The organism is Neorhizobium sp. BT27B (assembly GCF_050455485.1).
Taxonomy (GTDB): domain Bacteria; phylum Pseudomonadota; class Alphaproteobacteria; order Rhizobiales; family Rhizobiaceae; genus Neorhizobium.
In genome coordinates this window covers 110,142-129,902 of sequence record NZ_JBCIYT010000013.1, presented here as the reverse complement: position 1 = coordinate 129,902, position 19,761 = coordinate 110,142, and the positions used below count along the sequence as shown (strand labels likewise).

The following is a 19,761-nucleotide window of genomic DNA, read 5'->3' as shown; positions in this document are numbered from 1 at the left end:
AATCCTTACGACGGTTTCAAGCGATGCCTTGCCAGTGTCCTCGAAAACGCGGAGAGAACTGTACGATATGCCAGCTAGTCGCGAGTCCGCGCTGGGTCAGGTCGGAATCGATTCGCCGCCGTTTGGCGCGTAGGGCGCGATCGGTCATGACCTCTGCTGGCGACGAGATATTAAATGCCATAATATTCGCACTTATCTCTTATTGATGGGTTTAATGCCAATATAACGATGTTTGTTGAAGACCCAATCGCTGCTTTTTGGGAGGTGCGATGCGCAATCCTATCGGTTGCAAATTTCGTTAGCGGCTCACTAGCCCCCATAAACGGGGTCATCTTATTGACGGCGTGTGTTTCACTCTCCGTGAAAGGAGATTGCCATGCGCCGTCACGAATTGAGCGACAAAGAATGGGACGTCATCGCACCAATTCTGCCGACCAATAGCCGTGGAGTTGAACGTGTTGACGACCGACGAGTAATCAACGGCATCCTGTGGCGTTTCAGGAATGGTTCGTCTTGGCGCGATGTGCCGGAGCGCTATGGCCCGCGCACGACGCTTTACAATCGGTTCTCCCGCTGGCGCAAGGCGCGCGTCTGGCATCGTCTTCTGGACGCCGTTTCGAAGCGTTACGATGGAGACATCGTGATGATCGACAGTTCCTGTGTTCGCGTTCACCAGCATGGTGCCAACGCAAAAAAGGGGGATCTGCCGATCCTTGCATGGGACGTTCGCGCGGCGGCCTGACGACAAAGATCCATGCACTTGTCGATGCTGATGGCTTGCCGGTCCGCCTGGAATTAACCGCAGGTCAGGCGGCCGATGCCGCCATGGCTGAGACGCTGCTGAGCGACGTTCAGCCCGGAGCAACGATCCTTGCCGACAAAGCATATGACACCGATGCAATTCGTAACTTTGCCAAGCAACGCAAATGCTGGGCGAATATCCCCGCCAAAACAAATCGAAAGCAGACATTCAGCTTCAGCCGTTGGGTTTATCGTCAGCGCAATCTCGTGGAGCGGTTCTTCAACCGTATCAAACAGATGCGCGGCCTTGCGACGCGATACGCCCGGCGCGCCGATAATTACCTCGCCGCCCTCAAGCTCGCGGCAACCAAGATTTGGATCGCCTCAGCTAATCAGTCCGCGTCCTAAGGTAGGACTGTCGATAAGTAATGCTTATCGATGGCTACGGAATGAAGTCATGTGGCGAATATTGATTTGATTTCTGCGTGCCAAGCCGGCCGAATAAGATCAATCAAGCGATAACGCCGCTATAATACCTCGTTGCTACAATACCTCGTTTCTTGGCGACGATCTGCTTGATCTAAAGGCTGGGAACCTAGTCGATTGATTCCAACACTTGGTGCCCACGTCTGACGGCTGCGATGATGTCATCAGGGTCTGCTTTCCAGATGAACGGCTTCGGCTCTTCGTTGTGCTCTTTGATAAAGCGGTTGATGGCCGCCTGAAGGTCAACGACGGAATGAAAGACACCGTTCTTCAGCCGACGACGGGTGAGATTTGCGAAGAAACCCTCGACGGCATTCAACCAGGAACATGATGTCGGAACGAAGTGGAAGGTCCAGCGCGGGTGCCGCGCCAACCAGGCCCGGACTTTGGGCTGTTTGTGTGTGGCGTAGTTGTCCAGGATGACGTGAACCGCCTTATTCTTCGGCAACTGGGCCTCAATCGTGTTGAGGAAGCGGATGAACTCCTGATGCCGGTGGCGCTGCATGTTGCGGCCGATGACGGAGCCGTCGAGAACATTCAGGGCAGCGAAAAGTGTGGTGGTGCCGTGGCGCTTGTAATCATGGGTCGTCGTGCCGGCACGCCCCTTCTTCATCGGAAGACCCGGCTGCGTCGGGTCGAGTGCCTGGATCTGGCTCTTTTCATCGACGGACAGGACTATGGCATGGGCCGGCGGGGACACGTATAGCCCGACAACGTCGTGAAGCTTCTCGGCGAAAGCCTTGTCGTTCGATAGCTTGAAGCTGCGCCACCGATGGGGTGCGAGGCCATGCTCATGCCAGATCTTGACGACTGAGGATGCCGCAATCCCCACAGCCTTTGCCATCGCACGAACCGTCCAGTGTGTGGCTTCCTGCGTGGGCGGTTCCTGCGTCAGAGCAACAACCCGGTCGACAAGGTCAACCTCAAGCGGCGCAGTGCCGGGCGGCCGGCTCTTGTCGCGCAAAAGGCCGTCTACGCCTTCCGTCATGAAGCGCTCCTGCCAACGCCAGACGCAAGTCTTCGACTTAGCCGTCGCTTCCATGACCGCGACCGTTCCCAGACCCTCGTCGGTCATCAAGATGATCTTCGCCCGCCACACATGCTTTTGCGGCGAGCTGCCTGCGGAAACGATTGCGTTCAGCCGAACCCGGTCGGCAGCGGAAACCTCAAATGTGACACCTGTGCGCATGCAGGATCGTCGCATATTCATGCAAGAATTGGAATCCCAAATCGGACTCTTTTGTCTCGATCAAACCACTAGCGGAAAATTATTACTCGATATCCTACCCTACAATCTCGCCCTCCATGTTATTCCGGTAGCTGTCACCTTGAGCCGCGAGTTTCGTATATCTAATTTTGCCGTCCCGCGTATCTCTGAAACCTTGGAATGCATAAAATGTCTCGTCTTGGCCCTCAAACTGGCCAATGAAAGTCAATGGATGGCCGTTCTCGCATAGCCAGTCGGGCTCAAACCTCCACACTGGAAGAGCGTTCTGAGACTTGAATAGTGGGATTACGGTATCCGATATCCATTTGTCGAAATCTTTTGGTTGATCATGACTATAGCGGTCAAATAGCTGCTGCGCCAATTGATCTTCGAGGGTTGCGCAATAGTCATCAAGCGACATTGAGAGCTTGGATCGAAACTGCCCGTATGGGCTTTCCATCTCGGCTTTGATTGCGGCACCTTTTGCTCGAAATTTCGCTCTCAGTTCTTCGGCTCTAGACATGACTCATCCTACCAACTGTTGGTTCCGCGGTTAATTTTCACTAGGTCATAGCCCGTGTGTCTATATTGGTCCATGGCAGCATGCCCCCAAGGCGTCGATTGGATTAGGTTCCACCCTTCATTGGCACGGCGAGCTCCACCACGTTGCGTCAATGAATTGTGATGTAGCTCAATAGGCACGTCCCTGGTAACTGTTTGTCCGGTTCGTGACGACTTAACCGTAATGTTTATCATCGGCGCACGTCCCTTCTTCATCCGATCGATGTTGGCTGGGGAGTACTTACCGGAGGGATTAGCCGCTTCAATCGCTCCCACGTCTCTCCAATATTGCCCTCGAGCGGTATTCCAGTTCTTTGATGCGGTCGGCTCGGGACGATCGTATTTTGGACGTGCTTTGAGCCCAAGCGGATCTGTCCAGGCGCCCGGATCGTCCACATACCCCTGCGGCCGATCCCCGCCCGCCAGTCCGATCGGGTCCGGACTTGCATACTGCCCGGCCAGTGGGTCGTAATGCCGATGGCGGTTGTAGTATAGCCCGGTTTCGGCATCCTCATACTGCCCCGGAAACCGCCAGGGGCAGTCGTATTCGGCTGGAGCCGTTTCCGGCCCGCGCCGCAGTGCCAGCGCGCCAAACGTTCGCACGGCACGGACAGCACCCCAGACATGGTGATCCCCCGCCCAGACGAGCGTGCCCTTGGCGTCGAACATCTCCTTCGGCGTCCCGAGATGGTCGCAGACGATCGACAGCATCTCGCCGGTTGGCAACTGTTTGGCAAGAAGCCGGTGCGTGCCCTCTTCGAAATGCCATTGGGTGGCCTCGTCCCAAGCCGCATGACCGTCGAGCCTCAGTGGCGCCTCGGCCACCATGTGGTCGCCGTCCCAGAGATAGCTGGTGCCGACGACGGGAGGATTGTCCAATGCCCCCGTATCGTCTGACGGCGGTCGAGCAACTGTGGGAATACCATCCTCACCAACGAGAGAAGGCCAGCGAAAAGCGGCGCGGTAGCGTTCTGCCGAACTGAACCGGCGAACCTTGGAAACCCGTCGTCCAAAGGGATCGTAATGGAAGAGCCATTCCTCTCCCTCAGGCGTTTCGACGCCCACCATCCGGTCATGCGCATCCCACCGATAGCGCCAGGTCTGCGGCCGAAAGCCGTCGCGATCGAGGCGGCGCTCGATGAGTCGGCCACAATCGTCATGGGTGAGGCGAAGCTTCTCCCCCTTCGGTCCGCGAGCAATCTGCAAGATGCCGCCCGGCGTCGACTGGAAGGAGAAGGGCCGCGGCGCAGGCGGCACGGCGCCAAAGGTGTCGTCGAAGGCCTGGCCATAGCCGCTCCCCCCGTCCGGATCTCCGCGCGAAGAAGAGGCACCGACCAGATTGCGGGCGGGATCGTAGTCGAAGCGTTCCGAGCCGCTGGCCGAACCCGCCTCGGTCATCTGAGCATTGTCGTCATAGGCAAAGCTTCGCTTGCCCCAGATACTATGGTCGACGCTGAGCGGCGCAAAGGCGCGGTCGTAATCATAGACGCGGCGGATCTGACCGGGTTTGGCCTTGGCCGATCGCTCGCCGCCACCGCCCGGCACGTTCCAGCCGAGGCGCGAGACATCGAGACTGCCGGCACGCGCCGGACCTGCCGCCTGGGCGACGAGTTGTCCAGCCGGATCGAACCGCTGCAGCAGATGGAAGTCGCCCATCTGCCGCTCGATCTCTTGGCCGAAGAGATCGCGCCTGAAGGAAAACTCGGTGTCGCCGGCAACAAGTTGCTCGATGGCGCCGAGCGGGTCGCGGATATAGCCGACCAGGCCATGACCGACGCCCTTGATCTCACGGGCGATCCGGTTGCCCATGACGTCTAGTGTGGACTTGACGCGGCGGCCGTTCAGCGTCTCGCCGGTGATCCGGCCGTTACGATCACGCTCGAAGGAGACGAGTGCGGCCCCGTTTTCCGCTCGCACCAGCAGGCCGCGGCCGTCATACCAGAAACGTGTGATATCCTGCGGCGCGCCCTTTGCCGAGAAGCTCTCGATGCGACGGAGCAGACCGGACTTGTCGTAGTCATAGACGAGCCGCGCACCATCCGACTTCTGCGCCTCGATCACCTGCCCGGCCGGATCGCGCCTGTAGCGGGTGACGCGGCCATCAAAATCCTCCTCGGCGATCACGCGACCGGCGAGATCCCGGTCGAACAGGTAGACTCGGCCGAGCGCATTGGTGACGCTTGTGACGCGGCCCTCGATATCGGTACCGATCTTCAGTTCGCCGCCCTTGGGGTCGATAATCGCCTGCAAGACAGCAAAGGCACCATAGCGGTAGGACCAGGTGCGGCCTTCGCCATCGCGCACGCTAGCAAGCTCGCCGGCCCCGTCAAAGGAGCGGCTGACCGTGACCCCATCCGGCCGGGTGATCGCGGACACCGTTTCGAAACCGCCCGCGCTTGCGCAATAAGCTTTCCGCGTCGTCGCCCCGTTCGGCGCGATGACCTCGATCTGGCGGCCGAAGGCGTCATAGGCAAAGCGTGTGACATTGCCCTTGGCGTCGGTAACGCTTTCAAGCCGGTTGTGCTCGTCCCAGGTTTGGTACTCGGTGGCGCCGTTCGCAAAGCGGGTCTCGGTAACCCTCCCGCTTGTGTCTCGCGTCAGCGTGGTAACATTGCCCTCGCCATCGCTTTCGGAGATGACATTGGCCTTGTCGTCGTGCTTGTAGCGGCGGCGATTGCCGGCGCCGTCGATGACCAGCATCAGTTCGCCGTCGTCACCCCAGCCATAAACAGTCGAGCGCCCCTCAGGGTCAGTCAGCTCCTTGACATTGCCAAGCGTGTCATAGCGGGTGCGGGTAACGTTACCATTCGGATCGGTGGTCGCGGTGCGAAAGCCGGCGCGATTGTAGTCATGCGCAACCGTGCCGCCGAGCGGGTCGACCTCGGCGGTAACGTTCTGGTGTTCGTCATAGCGGAAAAACTGGCCGTGTTCGTTGCGGCCGCCCGGCAGATAGAGGGTCTCGCCCTCCCCATAGGCAAAACGGTCGCCATTCCAGATGCCGTTGGTTTTCGTATGAACGACACGGCCGGTCTCGTCATAGGTGAAAATGGTCTCGGAGGCGCGGGTCAGATTGTGCCAGGAGTGCAGCAGATTGCTGCCATCCAGCCAGCGATAACACACCGACATGCCGAATCCGCAAGTTGCTTCGGTCATCCGACCTGAAGCATCATAAGAATATCTGGCAAGATCCTTCGTAGATCCGTCCGTGCCGATAAGGGTGATGAGGATGCGGCGACCGGCATCATCATTGTCGAAGGTGAGGCTTAATCCGTCCGGCCCGTCCGCACGCATCAAACGTCCGTCTTCGGTGCGGGAGAGCGTCAGCTTAAAACCATTCAGGTCTTCAATACTTTCCAGCCGGTAGACGCCGTCTTCATACTGCCGGAAATGCTTGATAATCGACCGATCCTTCAACCGCAGCTGCTTTAGCCACGGCGCTCTCAGGTCGAGATGCGGTATGCCCGCATTGATCGAGGGAAGGAAATTGAATGGCCGATCAAACCAAATGCGCTTACCAGTATCATTATGATAAATGAGTTTCCCGTGTTCGGGATTCGAGAAAATCTCGTCAAACATCGAAATCTGACAAGGACCGAGCGGGCTTTTGTAACGCGTCGGCAGGCCCAGCTTTAATCCCATGTAGCGGGAACCGTCGAATGGAAAGGTGCCCGGGATCAGGAAGTCCCGCCAAGTTTCCAGGTATTCGCCCGTTGCCACCGATACGGGTTCGCCTGCGGTCGTCGGTGGCGATGTGTTTTGAGTCGGCTTGGTTGCCGGTGTCGTCGCGGGCGCAGGCTGTGCCGGCTTTTTGACGAATTCGATGCGCCTTGAAGGCCGCATGGCGCCCCGGCCGGATGTCGCAGCCATGCGGGGCGCTCTGCTGCCGCCCATTTTCATACCGCCACGTCCGCCTGTGGCCGCAGCTGCGAGCATGCGGTTGGTATTTTCCATCACCAAGGTTTCGGTGATGGGCGTATTGGCGTTTATCTTGTTCTTTTCCTCGCAGTGCTTTCGAAAAGCTGCAGGATCGTTATTCTCCTTTGCGAAACTCATCAGCCTATAGCGGTCTTCTATCTCCCGCATCAAATAGGCGTTCTTGTAAGTGCTGCCTCCCAAAGGAAAACCGCCGCTGTGGACATACTCGGACAACGGCACTTTCTGCTCATTGCTAAGCTCGTATTCGTGCCACCATCTAGTTCCGAACCAGCTAGACTCGTTGAGGTTCTCTTTTATTCCGGCGATCATCGCATTCTGCCGGGTCTCCGCCTCGCGAACCAGCTGATCTTCGAATTCAGAAACCGGGCATGAATAAGGATCGGAGACGGCGGTTGCCCCGGAGTTGAACTCCGCGTTGACGTTACCTTTGACGATCGTGTTGTAGGTATGCAGGAGGGATTTTTCGTCAGTCTGCGGACGGAATTGCGACATGGTGAATGGTCTGCCGGCCGGCGTCCCGCCTGGAACAGGGGTAAAGCCTGGCAAATCCTGACTGGTTTCGCCCGTTGGCTCGAATTTTCCGCCGCCACCGGAAATGGGATTCGGATCGAGTAGGTTGTCGCTCATCAGATTTTGATCCGATCAACGGATTTGATGGGTTCAACCGGCCCCGGATCCGGCCGGTTTATCCACGACGGGTCGCGATGGCTTACGGTCGCCCAGCCTTCCGAATAAACGAAGGATGACGCCATATCGACATGGGCAGGCCCCATGTGCCCCTGCTCCATGACGCCCCGGAGCGTTCCTGGCTCATTGCCGGTGGAACACGATGTGCGGAAGTTGAGCTGGAGATCGAATTTGCCGTTATTGCGCACAGAGGTGGAGTATCGTGTCGCGGTGTCGCAAAATGCGACGGAAGAATACCCGACATCCACAACAGACGATCCGACCGGCGTCCGGCAGACATCCGGGCCCTTGGCCACGATCGTGTTGGACGCGCATTTCCGTCCGGAAATCATTCCTTCGGTCATGAAACCTTCCTCTGCTTGAGTGACTCGCGGACAGTTTCGGCTGAATTATTTGGAAGCACATGCTGAATGACGGCACTCTCATACAGTCCCGGCTGAAAACGGGCTCGCCACGACATAAAGACGCGCCAGTCCCGGACAGAACCTGCGGAAATGTCGAGGTTGAGAGTGTCGAGCACCATGTCGTGCCGAACAAGACGCTGATCGGTGTCGACGAAATCGACGAATAAACTCTCTCCGGGAAGGTGCAGGAGGAAACTGTCCGAACTGGCGGAAAAGCCCGTGAGCCGGATGGTCTCCTTGCCCGTCAGATAAGGATCGACGATAAGGTCTGGATGCGCCGAATTGTGATAGGCAAAATCATAATCTTTTGGCCAAGCCGGCCAGACATTGTCTTTCCAGTTCTGGTCATAGGTCCCGCCCAGTGGCCGGCGTGGTAGCCAGGCGGGAGGGATCGGCCCGAAGCTTTGCGGGATCATCTTTGCGTGGGGATCCGACACCGGATCCGAGGCCAGTTCGATCTGCGGCGCCGGTACGGCTGCCAGGTGGTTTGTCCACTCAACATCGATTTTGCCGCGGCCGAGAGGATTGCGGTGATCGGTGTCGAATATGGCGATCCCATCCTCGCCCTGCCCTTGCGGAATTTCTCCGCCGAAAGCGTATTCGTAATGTACGGGAAGCTCCGTGATCGGTGCCGGTTCGGACAGCTCCCAACGGTCAAAATATCGCCGATGGCGCCGCCAGTCCTGTTTCTCGCCGTCGGATAGTCTACGTTTCCAGAGCGGCCGCCATTCTCGCGGACCTGTCACGCGAAGGGTCTTCTCTAGGCGCACACCCTCATGATCCTCGATGCGCATACCACAAGTCCATGACGGCTGAGGCTTTCGGCCAGGAGCGCGCGCCACGGCATTAACGAACACATCGGTCGCAGGCTTGAGCGGCACTAGATCGGAAGGGTGCCAAAGAGATGTGCGATTGACCTCTCCATGGCACATGTCCGTGAAGATAATGGGCGCCTGTTCCTCGGCCTTGAGCAACCTGCCTGACGGCCCCACCTCATACGTGCATTTTACGATGACGACGCCGAAATCGGCCCCCTCCGTGTCGCTGCTGTAATATCTAAAATTGGGATAGGGCGTGTGATTGACAATCTCCGGCACGCACGCCTCCTAGTTATGATCAAGCATGGGGGTCGTGATCTGAACATGGCTGTCGGCATCGATGAAAATCTTGACGCCTTTCAGAATAATCGTTCCGTCATCTTTCATGATAAGCATCGATTTCGGCGGCTGAACATTTCCGTCGGCATCCTCACCACCGCCAACCGCGACATAGAGTTCCTTGCCAATCGAGATATTCTTGGTGTGGCCAACGGTCTGGTTATACACCTGTCCAACAGTCACCACCTTCGCAACACCGACCTGCTCGGTCTGTGCCATGCCGACGCTGGTATTTTGCATGCGGCTGACGAGCGTGTTGAACACGCCTTGCCCGATCATCGAGGCGACCTGCGAGCCAAGACCGGCGCCAGCGGATCGCATCGCATCGCCAGCATCCGTCCGCAGCTCATTGGCGACAGCGTTGTTGATGCCTGAGCGCACGCTATCCATCGATGATGACATAGCGCCGAGCACACCTGACGCCATCAGACCCATATATCCGCCTACCTGTGATAGCGGATTGTCTGCTCCGCCTCCGGCACCGGAAGCGCTTTCACCACCGGCAGCCTGAGCGGCAGCAAGGTTCTTGTCTTCAGACGACGGACTGTCAGCCGCGTGGGCAGAGGCAAGCGACATTGCATGTTGCAACATGCTGGCGCTGGTGCCTGACAGGCCAGCGAGCAAGCCGCCTGCGATAGTGTTTACGGTGTTTCCGACGCCGCCAACAACCATGTTCAGGCCGCCGCCGACCTGCTGGCTCATGTTGGAGCCGACTTCAAGTGACTGATTGGCACCGATCGAATGCAGCGCATTGGCGTCGACACGGCTGGTCTGGTTGTTGAGAACCTTTGTCGTCTGATCCTTCTGAGCGTGCAGGAACATGTTTTCCTGCCCATTCTCGTCCTCAAAGGCGAGTTCGTTGTATCCTTGACCTTTGTGGGTATTGGATCGCATGACCATGCGGGTCTTGTTGGCCGGCAGATCGTAAGGCACGGAATTGCTCGGATTGGGCACAACACCTGTTACCAGCGGTCGGTCCGGGTCGCCATCGACATAGGCAATCATGACTTCCATGCCGATGCGAGGTATCACTTGTGCACCCCAGGTGCCGCCACCCCAGCTTTGCGCCACGCGCACCCAGCAGGTATCCGATCCATCCTTCTTTGCCTTGCGGTCCCATGGGAACCACACCTTGATACGACCATACTGGTCCGGGTGGATTTCCTCGCCCTCGGGACCCGCAACAATCGCCACCTGCGTACCCTCGATACGCGGGCGTTTGGTTTCCCGGTGCGGCGTCATCGGCACGCGTGAGGGAACCGCCTCGAACTCGTTGCGATATTCCGGTTCGTTGCTGTTGGTTTCGTAGGAACGATCGACCACTGTCTGAACAGACTTGATGACCACGTGCTCGTCGTAGGCATGATCAGGATGCGCGACTTCGTAGGGCGTGAAGCGACGGCCGGTTTCGATGATGCGCGATGTCGAGGCGCCATAGACCCGATCATGATCGGCTTCAGACGCCTGCGACCGCAATTTCTGCGCACGTTCGGCTTCCGCGACAGAGGAGATACGGGCCGGGTATTCGTATAACTCGCGTTTGGTGGCGTCCGGCATCTGCACCAGTGACGGCGTCATCGTGCCGGGCACCATGCGGGGTGTTTCAAAATTCCAGTCTGCACCGGCACGTTGTCCCGGAACGTAAGAAAACTGTCGTGCCCATTCGTTAATATGGTTGCGATCGGAAGAACCTTGGGCCAAACGCACCCTGCCCTCCCCCTGTGCCGATGGTGACGGTCCAAGCCAGCCATTGGCGGTGTCGGCGACATGCAGCTTGTGCTTGCCATCCTCGTGGCTGAACCAGTAGAATAGGCCATCTTCCTCGAAACGCCTTGATAAATAAGCGAAATCTGTCTCGTTCCATTGAACGGAGTAATGCTGTTTGGCTGGCGATGTAATCACGCCCGATGTGTCCGGTGCCGGAATGCCGTGTTCGGAAAAAAGGATCTCGGCAATCTCAACCGCCGTCTTGTCCATCCAGATACGGCAATCGGAACGGCGGGTGAGCAACCACATCTGCGGGCGCAGAACCATGGCATAGGAGCGCAGGCCGCGGGTGATCGGCGGGCCTTCGTTGAGCTGAGTGACGAGACCGTTGAACGGGCGGCGGATAGCAGAGCCTTCTTCACCGTCGCCCTGCTGCACCTCAACCGAGACATCGAGCAGCCGACCGATCAGTTCTTCCGGTTTGATCTGGGCTTTCTTGGTGCGCGCCACCAAGCGGATCTCGAACAGTGAGGAAATGCCTTCCTCTATCGTCACGCGCTCGGGCAGAAGCTGGTCTTCGCCAAGCGGAGAATTGATTTTCAGGATACGGCTCGCCTGGATGAAATCGGCGGCAGAAGATGCATTGTCCATAAGTGGCTCCGGCAATCTGAAAACCAAGAAAAGCACCACGGGAAGCGAAAGGCTGTATCCTGTGATGCCAAAAAAATGCACGTCTTAATCGCGGCGAAAACTAGAGCCATGATCTGCGAGGTCAACCCTGAATGGGCAAGGTTTCGCAGATAGGGGGATTTTACGGGACCCACCAGTTGCAGAAAGCGGTCCTGCCCTGTTGCAAAAACCGATGAGACCGGCATCTTTGGCGTTGTGCTTGATCGATCCAGGATCGGTTTTGAGCGTGCGTAGGATTTGGCAAGGCAGGCAGGCGGACGAACACTTGGCCAGGAAAAAAGACGACAGGCAAACGATCGCACCACCTGCAAACGATGCCGACACCTATGCGCTGACCCGTGAGGAACCAAACGAACGACGTGGCGGTGGCTGGACGGTAGCACTGCGTCGCCGCAGCAAGAAAATCGTCAGGCTGTTCAAGGATAGCATCTACGGATCATCCGATGCCGCCTATGCCCAGGCTCGCGCCTATCGAGACGCCATCATCACCGCCCTGCCCCCGCCAACCAATCTCGAACAGGCGGTGAAGATCCGCAAGAACAACAAGAGCGGCATCTCCGGTGTGCGCCGGGTCGAGGCTGAAGAGGGCGATGTCTGGCAGGTGACGCTGATGACCAATGAAGGCCAGAAGCGAGAGAGTTTTTCCATTGGCCGGCTGGGCGAGGAAGCCGCCAAGTCAATGGCGATCGCGCAGCGCATGCGCTGGTTGAAGGCGCTGCCGGTCAAACATCTGGCCTACGCCCATCATGCCGAAGAGATCACACGCCAGAACTTTGACCACCAACTCGATGTGATTGCCGATGTGGTGCCGCAGGTGCAAATCAGCGAGGAGGAGGTCGTTGCCCGCATCGCCGCGGTCAATGCCCGCTTTGATGCCTACCGCCCTCCCCGGCTCAAAGTGCGTGTCAAAAGTTATGGACCTGCACGACTGGCGGTGGCGGTCTCCGATGGCGGCTCTCCGGCAAAACGGAAACTGGCACACGTCAATACGGCAAAGATGATGCATGGCGGAGCGCTGGCCGCTGCCGGAAGGGTTCGCGAAGTCGTCGAAGAGATCTACAATGCCGACGTTGCCCGCTGGTTCGCGAAGGGACATGGCAACGCACTGCTGACGCCGGAAAGCTTTGATCCTGCGATCGGCTTCAACGTCACCGTCTGGGTGCCGGTGGAGTTGATTGGCTGATGTCGCAGAAACGAAAACCGTCTGCATCCCTCCCCTCCGTCGATCGTCGCGCGGCCGAGCTCGATACGATCGCCGCCGTTCTGCCGATCGATCGACGTGACGAACTTGCCGAGCTGCTGACGGATCAGGATGTCGAAACACTCCGGCATCTGGTCAATGAAGGCACGGGTGACAATACGCTGCGTGCTCTCACCTCCGATCTTGCCTATCTGCAGGCATGGTCATTGGCAGCAACAGGCGCGTCCCTGCCCTGGCCGGCGCCGGAGGCGTTGCTCTTAAAATTTGTCGCCCATCACCTGTGGGATCCCAACAAACGCAACACCGATCCCGATCACGGCATGCCGGTTTCTGTCGAGCAAAACCTCCGTGCCCAACGCTTCCTGAAATCCTTCGGTCCTCACGCACCCGACACGGTGCGCCGACGGCTTGCCTCGTGGTCGACGCTGACCAGATGGCGGGGCCTCACCGGTGCCTTTGCCTCCCCTGCCCTCAAGTCGGCAATACGACTTGCCGTGCGCGCCACGCCGCGACCACGTAAACGCAAGAGTGCCAAGGCTGTTACAGGTGACGTTCTGGCCAGGCTGCTTGCGACCTGTGGCACCGATAGTTTGAGGGACATCCGCGACCGGGCGATCCTGATGGTGGCCTTTGCTTCCGGTGGCCGCCGCCGCAGCGAGATCGCCGGGCTGCGAAAAGAACAGCTCACCAATGAGCCACCAATCACCGCCGAGGATGGCACCACCCTGCCCTCGCTTGCCATCCATCTCGGCCGCACCAAGACATCCGGTGCCGACCACGATGAGGTTGTCTATCTTACCGGCCGGCCCGTCGAGGAACTCAATACCTGGCTCGAAGTGGCCCGCATCGACACGGGCAGCATATTCCGCGCCATTGACCGCTGGGGCAATGTGTCCAAACGCACGATCGATCCGCAATCCGTCAACGACATCGTCAAGCAGCGCGCAAAGCTGGCCGGCGGTCGAAATATCTCATCGGGACCGCTGACCGCGGCATACCTTCATATCATTCCATGAAAGGTCCACATCTTGTTCGTGCGCGGTCAAAATCCGAAGCGACTCGATGTGGTCAGCTGACCACCGTTCTAAGCTACGGGTTTTAAAATGTTTTTTTAAAGAGATTGCGCTCTGGTGGCGGTGCGCTCTTTGCCTGCTGCAACGTTAGATCTCGTTAGTCGCGCGCAATATCGCGTTTCATTGGTGGTCAGCTGACCACGCCAACAAGGCCTTGAAAACACGCTTTTTTTCCTTTCAAAGGTGAAAAGTGCGGTCTTTGATCGGCCCGAAATAGCACCGGATGTGGGGCCAGCTTTCGAAATTCACGGTTGGCGGTATTTGTCATCATTCCTAACGAGATGCCTGAAGCCAGGAGGTACGCGCGAATGACGCGGACATTGCGAAAACTACAGCCTACTAGATGGGGCAAGGCCTAGCTGTCATGATATACGGGTGGGTCAAATCGATTTTCGTCTCCAATCACGAAAATTGGCTTGTTACGCGAAGATCTCCGGATTGGCTTAAGTCGGGTCTCTCTTTCCTGACCATTGAGCCATCTGGCAGCTTCGTCACGCACAGGTACGATCGCTTCCAAAGAAGTGATCAGGAGCATTGTCGATATCACTGGGGCACCCTTCTGGCCTCAAGGCGCTACGTCGGTGCCCGTATAGGGGCGTAGGATATGTAGCGATTGCCCGGTTATGATTTTGGAGACAGGAATGGTTGGCCATGGTTCACCGCCGGCGCAGTCGGTCTTCAAGATGCCTCTCGTGCTTCAACCAGTGCTATGTTGCTGGCTCGCCACGGGAGTAGATCTTCACGTATGATTGCCTGGAGCGGTATTTGTGGGGGTTGTGCAGGCGTTGATAAGGACTTTGGCGCGATGGCAACACGAACCTTTGCCGATCTGGACACATCTCCTGCCCCCAGAGCACGGCGGCACTGGCGGGCTTCCGGACCCCAATCATGCTGGATTCTGGTGATTAACGTCGCAAGCGCGGATGAAATCCTGTGACGATCCGTCGCTTTAACAATTACTATGTTGATGCTTAGATGCGTCAATCCACTTCGTCAGGCGCCGGTTAGGTGTTTCGCCAACCGGGAGGAGTCCGGTGTACCCGAACATCTGATCGTCTGAAGATTGGGACAATAGAAGCACTTCTTCGATATCTTAACGCCCTCGGTTGTCGAAGGGGTCAAGGAATAGTTCCCCTGCGAACAAGGTAAATCAGTTTGATTAGCCCGAAACCGCTCAGATGAAGGCCGGTCAAGACAGTTACCTCACAGGTGGACAGAAAAAGAGATCGGGATCATGCCTTATTGTCAGGGGTGTGTGGCAGCAAATTGGGACAGAGGATGCGTCGCTTTCGGACATTGAAGACGGGATCTGCCATCATCGAGCTCTTAGGTCTCAATTTCGATGATGCGAGGAGCGCAGAGTATTCTGTCCAACATCTCAATATCGGCGCAATCAAACTGGCTCTCGATCATCACGTGGCGGATCAAGCCCTATTGACAGGATAAATTTATGCCGACCTATTTGAAGCTTGGGCTTGCCGGGTTCATTACAAAGCTGGTCGTCATCGCGATCGGGGTATGCCGTCCTGACCTGTGATCGTAAGGCCGTGCGATCTGGCAGGTCTTTGGGCGTATTGCTTGGCCAACTTGCTAAGTATGCCGGTAGGAAACCGGGTTTCGATACTACGTAAAGCTCTCATTTGCCATCATCAACGCCCTGCCCGATCGAAAGGGCATCTAACCTGACGGCCATCGCACCACTGGTTGGCCCGGATGCGAAGCAAGCGTGCTAACTTGCTTTCAGAAGGATGTTCGATTCATATGACGTGATCGCGGAGACCCATGGATCAATGATTGATGACGATGCCGAGGAGGGGAGGGCTGCTATCTCGGGCTATTGTGGGAATGTATCGAAGCCGTGGATGTGTGCCCGGTAGAAATCTGGCTTTGAGCTGAAGTGTGCTCGATACTTTCGCTGCGGCCCGTTTTCAGATGACACCTACTGGGGTGGCCAGACGGTTTTGCTATTATTGTGATGTGCTTGTCTCGGCGGACCATTTTAAGCGGCGCGATCGGGCAGAGTTGCAGTAGGTCCTATCGTTTGATCGACGAGAGCAACGGTAGGGATGGGTTGTATTTTGACGCATCGACGCGCCAAGCCGATTCTTCTGGTCACCAATCCCATAAGGCACACCATACATTGTCTCAATGGCTTTATGGTTCGCGACCGTCGATCACTCGGGCACGCCGCAGCTGATCAGCTTTCCATCTGTATGGCGCGTTGTGATCGATACGCCAGTCGGAGACCTCCTTGTTGAAGACGTTTCCGATACGGCCCGAACCTTTCCCTCTGTTCGCGAACTGTCTTGGCAGCTCGAGCGCGGGCCGGCCTCAGAGTGCCATGGATTCTTTTAGCAAAGGGCAGGGTCGGTCGTAAAACTCTGGAGGTAAAACATATTCCTTCAACCCGCCCGACACATTATTTAGAGCGAAGGCTGGAAATCTTGGTCGTCGAAAATCGGGCGCCAGAAACCGAGCAGTCGGCATGTTGGTGCCCCGTCCCCTCAGTGACGAACGAGACCGAGCCGATGTGCCTGATCCAGTAGGTGGCGAACAGAAGAAGGCTGCCATTTGCGACCACCGTGCGCTGGCCGCTCGCCCATCTGATCCAGTTGACCCGCAATGTCGCGAAGCGAAAGTCCAGGATCAGCAATGGCAATCGCTGCGACGAGTTTCATCAGATGATCTTCTGGGGCTCGACGGGGTGAGCGAGTTAACAGCTCGGGTTCGGCAAGCTTTTCGCGGACCATCCGGCGCACCGCTCGGCGCAGTCTTTCCACCGTCCAATCATGGCCTTGGCGGTTTAGGACACTCACGACATTGTCCCAGCTATGCGCGGGGCGAAGCTGCCGGACGGTTGGAAGCCAAGTTTGGGCCGACGAGATCAACTCATTGAGATAGAGTTTTTCTCGCGCCTTCGACACCGCCATGATCGCTTCTGGTCGCCTTTCCCGAAGTCCAGGATTGCCCGGCATTCTGCCACGAGCCTTCGCTTGCTCGATCCCAGCTTTGGTTCGTTCGGCGTTTAGCGCTCGTTCGAGCTGTGCAACCGCCGCGAGGACTTGAAGAGAAAACATCCCCTCAGATGTGGACGTGTCGATCGGATCGCAGATCGATCTGAAATAGACGCCGCGTTCTAAAAGGCCCTTGATCAGGTGCAACAGATGGCTCACCGATTGGGCGAGGCGGTCCAGCCTGACGACGACAAGCACGTCACCGGTGGCGAGCTCGCCGAGCAGCCTTGTTAGAACCGGCCGCGTCCGTGACGCGCCAGATTCATGCTCTTGAAAGATCCGCTCGCAACCGGCGGCGCGCAACTCGTCCATCTGGGCATCATCGACATGATCGGCGGTCGAGAGTCGGGCATAGCCGATAAGACGTTTTGGGGCCGACGATGGATTGGCCGCTTGTTGTTTTTCCATGTCTCTCACACGCGATTTGATATAGGCTTGTACAATAAAGAAATGCGTGAGAAAAATCACGGTTGCAAGCGGGTTTTATGGGGTAAATGCAGCCCCGCCAGACACAACCTGCAGCCCTTGATAGATCTTGACCTGCCGTGTGTGTGCAACGCCCGCTGGCGGCGCCCTATGGGGGAAATTTCGTAAAAAAGGGATGTCTGAGAGCAGGAAGGCAGAAATAATCATTTGAGCGAAGAGGCCGGTTAAATCTGCGCTGATCGCCAGATAACGAGAGTGACGATGACACTTGGAGAATTGGTTGATCGCTATCGCCTGGAGCTGCAGGACGAGACGGTCGGCGTCCGGAAAAGCTGGGAGGAAATGTTCCGATACACCTTCAAGCAATATCCTGAAGACGCCGAACTGAACACGTTCGACCTCGGCACGTTCGCGGACGGACTGTTGTCGTCGGATATGAACCCGCAGATTGTCGAGGGATACGTGAAGCGTTGGCGTGATCTCCTGGCATGGGCGAAGGGCATTTAGCCAAGAATTCACAACGCAGACTTATGCGTCGACGGCTCCAAATTCGGCCTCCGTTGGCCAATCAGTCTCCCGCATGATTTCCATAGCAGCTTTGATGGCGACCAGTGCAGTGTTCAGATCATTGTAGCGACTTGAAGAGTCGGCGTACACGCCGAAACCATTAACAACCCGGCCGTTGAAACCCGACTGCAGGGAATCCAGTGCTTCACCCACAAGCGACTGGATTTTTTCTGTTGTATTTGCGGCGCTCGAAATCTTCTCATGGCTCTCGTTCATGGAACTTTCCTCCAACCGTAATGACGTGTCCCCATTCCGCAAGCATAACCTTAGCGTGAGTTTGATGGAGAACAACGGGAAAGCACATTGGGCAATGGGACAAGCTGCCTGGAATGCCGTTTATACCCATCATGAAACTCTTCCCGTTGAAGGCAGGCCCCTAAAGCAACCTTGCCACCCGCCCACTACGGCGCGTGGCGCTGTTATAATAGCTGGATGCCTGCTGGACCGAGCTGTGACGGGATTGCTCCATGGCCTCAGGGAGGGGAATGCCGCGATTTGCAGCTTCTGTAAGGTATCCCGACCGCAGCCCGTGCGCCGAAAACTCTTGCGGGTCCAACCCCGCCATCGCCGCCCGCTGTTTGACTATGTCGTTGACCGATTTCGGATCCAGCGTCCGCTTCGACACATTGCCCCAGCGATCCACCTTGCGAAACACTGACCCGGTTTCGATGCGTGCGGCCGCGATCCAGGCATTCAGCGCCTCGACAGGTCGGCCGGTGAGATAGACGACCTCGTCGTGATCTGAACCGGATGTTTTGGTGCGACCGAGATGGAGGGAGAGAGAGGGAAGGGGAGGGCTGTCCTCAACGGCGATTGGTGGTTGGACCGTCAGTTGTTCCTTCCGCAATCCTGCGATCTCGCTGCGTCGGCGTCCGCCGGAGGCAAAGGCGACCATCAGGATCGCCCGGTCACGCAGGTCGCGCAGACTGCTGCTGGCGCAGGTGGCCAGCATCTTTGCCAGGACGTCGCCGGTTACCGCTTTGGCACTCTTGCGTTTGCGGGGCCGCGGCGTAGCGCGGACAGCGAGGCGAATAGCGGATTTGAGGGCAGGGGAGGTGAAGCCGTCAGAGAGGCCTCGCCATTTCGTCAGGGTGGACCAAGTGGCCAGACGCCGGCGCACGGTATCGGGCGCATGCGGGCCGGTGGATTTCAGGAAGCCCTGGTGTCGAAGATTTTCTGCAACCTCATGGGGCATCCCATGCAGAGGATCCTCTTGCCGCTTCTGCGGATCCCAAAGATGATGCGCGACAAATTTGAGTAGCAGTGCTTCAGGCGCCGGCCAAGGCAGCGATTTTCCGGTGGCCGCCAAAGACCATGCCTGCAAATAAGCCAGATCGGAGGTGAGGGCTCGAAGGGTGTTTTCGCCCATGCCCTCGTTGACCAGATGGCGGAGCGTCGCGACATCCTGATCCGTCAACAGCTCGGCGAGTTCGTCGCGACGTTCTAGCGGCAGCACAGCCGCAATGGTGTCCAACTCAAGGATACGGCGATCGAGCGGGGTCAGGGCTGTCTGTCTCATGCCATTGAAGACGCAGGATGCAGTTTTAGATCCGTCTGCCCGAACCCGTGCCCTTTGAACAGTAACGGTGCTCTGGCGATGCAGGCAACGGCGTAGGAGAAACAGTCGCCCATATTGAGCGCAGCGGGATGACGACCGCGGCTGAACCGCTCAAAGGCGTCTTCGGCCGCGCGATAGTGTTTTTCATCGAAAGCAATGGTCGTAACGTTCGGCGTTTCAGCGAACTGCTTGATGATCTTGGCGGCACTGACGAAGCCCTTGCCTGACAAGACCATTCTTGCCTCCAATAGGGTAGGCCATCCGATGATGACCGGCTCGCGTCCCAAAAGGGGCCCTGAATATGTCGGTTTCCGGCTCGCGCATTGAGATTGCGATGATGACAGAG

The 19,761-nt window shown here is 57.5% G+C and carries 14 protein-coding genes; 4 read left to right on the top strand and 10 right to left on the bottom strand.

Annotated elements, in window-relative coordinates:
* Nucleotides 1–370 precede the first annotated feature (370 nt).
* Nucleotides 371–1,149, top strand: a protein-coding gene (locus tag AAIH70_RS26265; RefSeq protein WP_430036671.1) for an IS5 family transposase whose coding sequence is annotated in 2 segments (ribosomal slippage) — nt 371–703 and nt 706–1,149 — 777 coding nt in all. Because the reading frame shifts where the segments join, the coding sequence is not laid out codon by codon here.
* Nucleotides 1,150–1,336: 187 nt separating this feature from the next.
* Here AAIH70_RS26265 and AAIH70_RS26260 read toward each other — a convergent pair.
* From AAIH70_RS26260 to tssI, 6 genes are all read right to left on the bottom strand, one after another.
* Nucleotides 1,337–2,416 carry an IS630-like element IS870 family transposase gene (locus tag AAIH70_RS26260; protein WP_430036624.1) on the bottom strand — a complete coding sequence of 360 codons (1,080 nt, stop codon included), beginning with the start codon at nt 2,414–2,416 and terminating at the stop codon, nt 1,337–1,339.
* A 94-nt stretch (nt 2,417–2,510) separates the two neighbouring features.
* Nucleotides 2,511–2,957, bottom strand: coding sequence for a hypothetical protein (locus AAIH70_RS26255; protein WP_132281878.1), 447 nt, complete (start codon nt 2,955–2,957; stop codon nt 2,511–2,513).
* Nucleotides 2,958–2,965: 8 nt separating this feature from the next.
* A complete protein-coding gene (locus AAIH70_RS26250; RefSeq protein ID WP_430036621.1) occupies nt 2,966–7,558 on the bottom strand; it encodes an RHS repeat-associated core domain-containing protein in 4,593 nt (1,530 codons plus the stop codon).
* Nucleotides 7,558–7,962, bottom strand: coding sequence for a PAAR-like domain-containing protein (locus tag AAIH70_RS26245; RefSeq protein ID WP_132281882.1), 405 nt, complete (start codon nt 7,960–7,962; stop codon nt 7,558–7,560). Before AAIH70_RS26245 ends, AAIH70_RS26250 begins: the two co-directional genes overlap by 1 nt.
* Nucleotides 7,959–9,119 (bottom strand): DUF2169 family type VI secretion system accessory protein, encoded by a 1,161-nt coding sequence (locus tag AAIH70_RS26240; protein WP_430036617.1) that lies wholly within the window; start codon nt 9,117–9,119, stop codon nt 7,959–7,961. The genes AAIH70_RS26245 and AAIH70_RS26240 overlap by 4 nt, the downstream gene beginning before the upstream one ends.
* Nucleotides 9,120–9,128: 9 nt before the next feature.
* Nucleotides 9,129–11,537: a type VI secretion system tip protein TssI/VgrG gene (tssI, locus tag AAIH70_RS26235; protein ID WP_430036614.1), complete on the bottom strand. Its 2,409-nt coding sequence runs from the start codon at nt 11,535–11,537 to the stop codon at nt 9,129–9,131.
* A gap of 304 nt (nt 11,538–11,841) precedes the next feature.
* On the opposite strand from tssI, the gene AAIH70_RS26230 reads away from it, so the two are divergent.
* Nucleotides 11,842–12,759, top strand: coding sequence for a hypothetical protein (locus AAIH70_RS26230; RefSeq protein ID WP_430036611.1), 918 nt, complete (start codon nt 11,842–11,844; stop codon nt 12,757–12,759).
* The gene (locus tag AAIH70_RS26225) at nt 12,759–13,793 is read left to right on the top strand and encodes an integrase (RefSeq protein ID WP_430036608.1); all 1,035 of its coding nucleotides are present in this window, start codon (nt 12,759–12,761) and stop codon (nt 13,791–13,793) included. Before AAIH70_RS26230 ends, AAIH70_RS26225 begins: the two co-directional genes overlap by 1 nt.
* Nucleotides 13,794–16,354: 2,561 nt before the next feature.
* Here the strand turns inward: AAIH70_RS26225 and AAIH70_RS26220 are convergent.
* Nucleotides 16,355–17,272 (bottom strand): recombinase family protein, encoded by a 918-nt coding sequence (locus AAIH70_RS26220; RefSeq protein WP_430036605.1) that lies wholly within the window; start codon nt 17,270–17,272, stop codon nt 16,355–16,357.
* A gap of 279 nt (nt 17,273–17,551) precedes the next feature.
* Here AAIH70_RS26220 and AAIH70_RS26215 point away from each other — a divergent pair, with 279 nt between their 5' ends.
* The gene (locus AAIH70_RS26215; RefSeq protein WP_430036602.1) at nt 17,552–17,797 is read left to right on the top strand and encodes a hypothetical protein; all 246 of its coding nucleotides are present in this window, start codon (nt 17,552–17,554) and stop codon (nt 17,795–17,797) included.
* Between the two features lie 21 nt (nt 17,798–17,818).
* On the opposite strand, the gene AAIH70_RS26210 is transcribed toward AAIH70_RS26215, so the two are convergent.
* The 3 genes from AAIH70_RS26210 to AAIH70_RS26200 form a co-directional block, all read right to left on the bottom strand.
* Nucleotides 17,819–18,073 (bottom strand): hypothetical protein, encoded by a 255-nt coding sequence (locus AAIH70_RS26210; protein WP_430036599.1) that lies wholly within the window; start codon nt 18,071–18,073, stop codon nt 17,819–17,821.
* A 160-nt stretch (nt 18,074–18,233) separates the two neighbouring features.
* Nucleotides 18,234–19,376 carry a site-specific integrase gene (locus tag AAIH70_RS26205; protein ID WP_430036596.1) on the bottom strand — a complete coding sequence of 381 codons (1,143 nt, stop codon included), beginning with the start codon at nt 19,374–19,376 and terminating at the stop codon, nt 18,234–18,236.
* Nucleotides 19,373–19,651: a type II toxin-antitoxin system VapC family toxin gene (locus AAIH70_RS26200; protein ID WP_245519439.1), complete on the bottom strand. Its 279-nt coding sequence runs from the start codon at nt 19,649–19,651 to the stop codon at nt 19,373–19,375. The genes AAIH70_RS26205 and AAIH70_RS26200 overlap by 4 nt, the downstream gene beginning before the upstream one ends.
* Nucleotides 19,652–19,761 lie beyond the last annotated feature (110 nt).

Excerpts from the sequence above, each read along its gene's own strand:
- AAIH70_RS26255 (WP_132281878.1), bottom strand. The coding sequence starts at position 2,957 with ATGTCTAGAGCCGAAGAACTGAGAGCGAAATTTCGAGCAAAAGGTGCC.
- AAIH70_RS26250 (WP_430036621.1), bottom strand. The coding sequence starts at position 7,558 with ATGAGCGACAACCTACTCGATCCGAATCCCATTTCCGGTGGCGGCGGA.
- tssI (WP_430036614.1), bottom strand. The coding sequence starts at position 11,537 with ATGGACAATGCATCTTCTGCCGCCGATTTCATCCAGGCGAGCCGTATC.
- AAIH70_RS26260 (WP_430036624.1), bottom strand. The coding sequence starts at position 2,416 with ATGCGCACAGGTGTCACATTTGAGGTTTCCGCTGCCGACCGGGTTCGG.
- AAIH70_RS26200 (WP_245519439.1), bottom strand. The coding sequence starts at position 19,651 with ATGGTCTTGTCAGGCAAGGGCTTCGTCAGTGCCGCCAAGATCATCAAG.
- AAIH70_RS26225 (WP_430036608.1), top strand. The coding sequence starts at position 12,759 with ATGTCGCAGAAACGAAAACCGTCTGCATCCCTCCCCTCCGTCGATCGT.
- AAIH70_RS26210 (WP_430036599.1), bottom strand. The coding sequence starts at position 18,073 with ATGAACGAGAGCCATGAGAAGATTTCGAGCGCCGCAAATACAACAGAA.
- AAIH70_RS26245 (WP_132281882.1), bottom strand. The coding sequence starts at position 7,962 with ATGACCGAAGGAATGATTTCCGGACGGAAATGCGCGTCCAACACGATC.
- AAIH70_RS26215 (WP_430036602.1), top strand. The coding sequence starts at position 17,552 with ATGACACTTGGAGAATTGGTTGATCGCTATCGCCTGGAGCTGCAGGAC.
- AAIH70_RS26205 (WP_430036596.1), bottom strand. The coding sequence starts at position 19,376 with ATGAGACAGACAGCCCTGACCCCGCTCGATCGCCGTATCCTTGAGTTG.
- AAIH70_RS26220 (WP_430036605.1), bottom strand. The coding sequence starts at position 17,272 with ATGGAAAAACAACAAGCGGCCAATCCATCGTCGGCCCCAAAACGTCTT.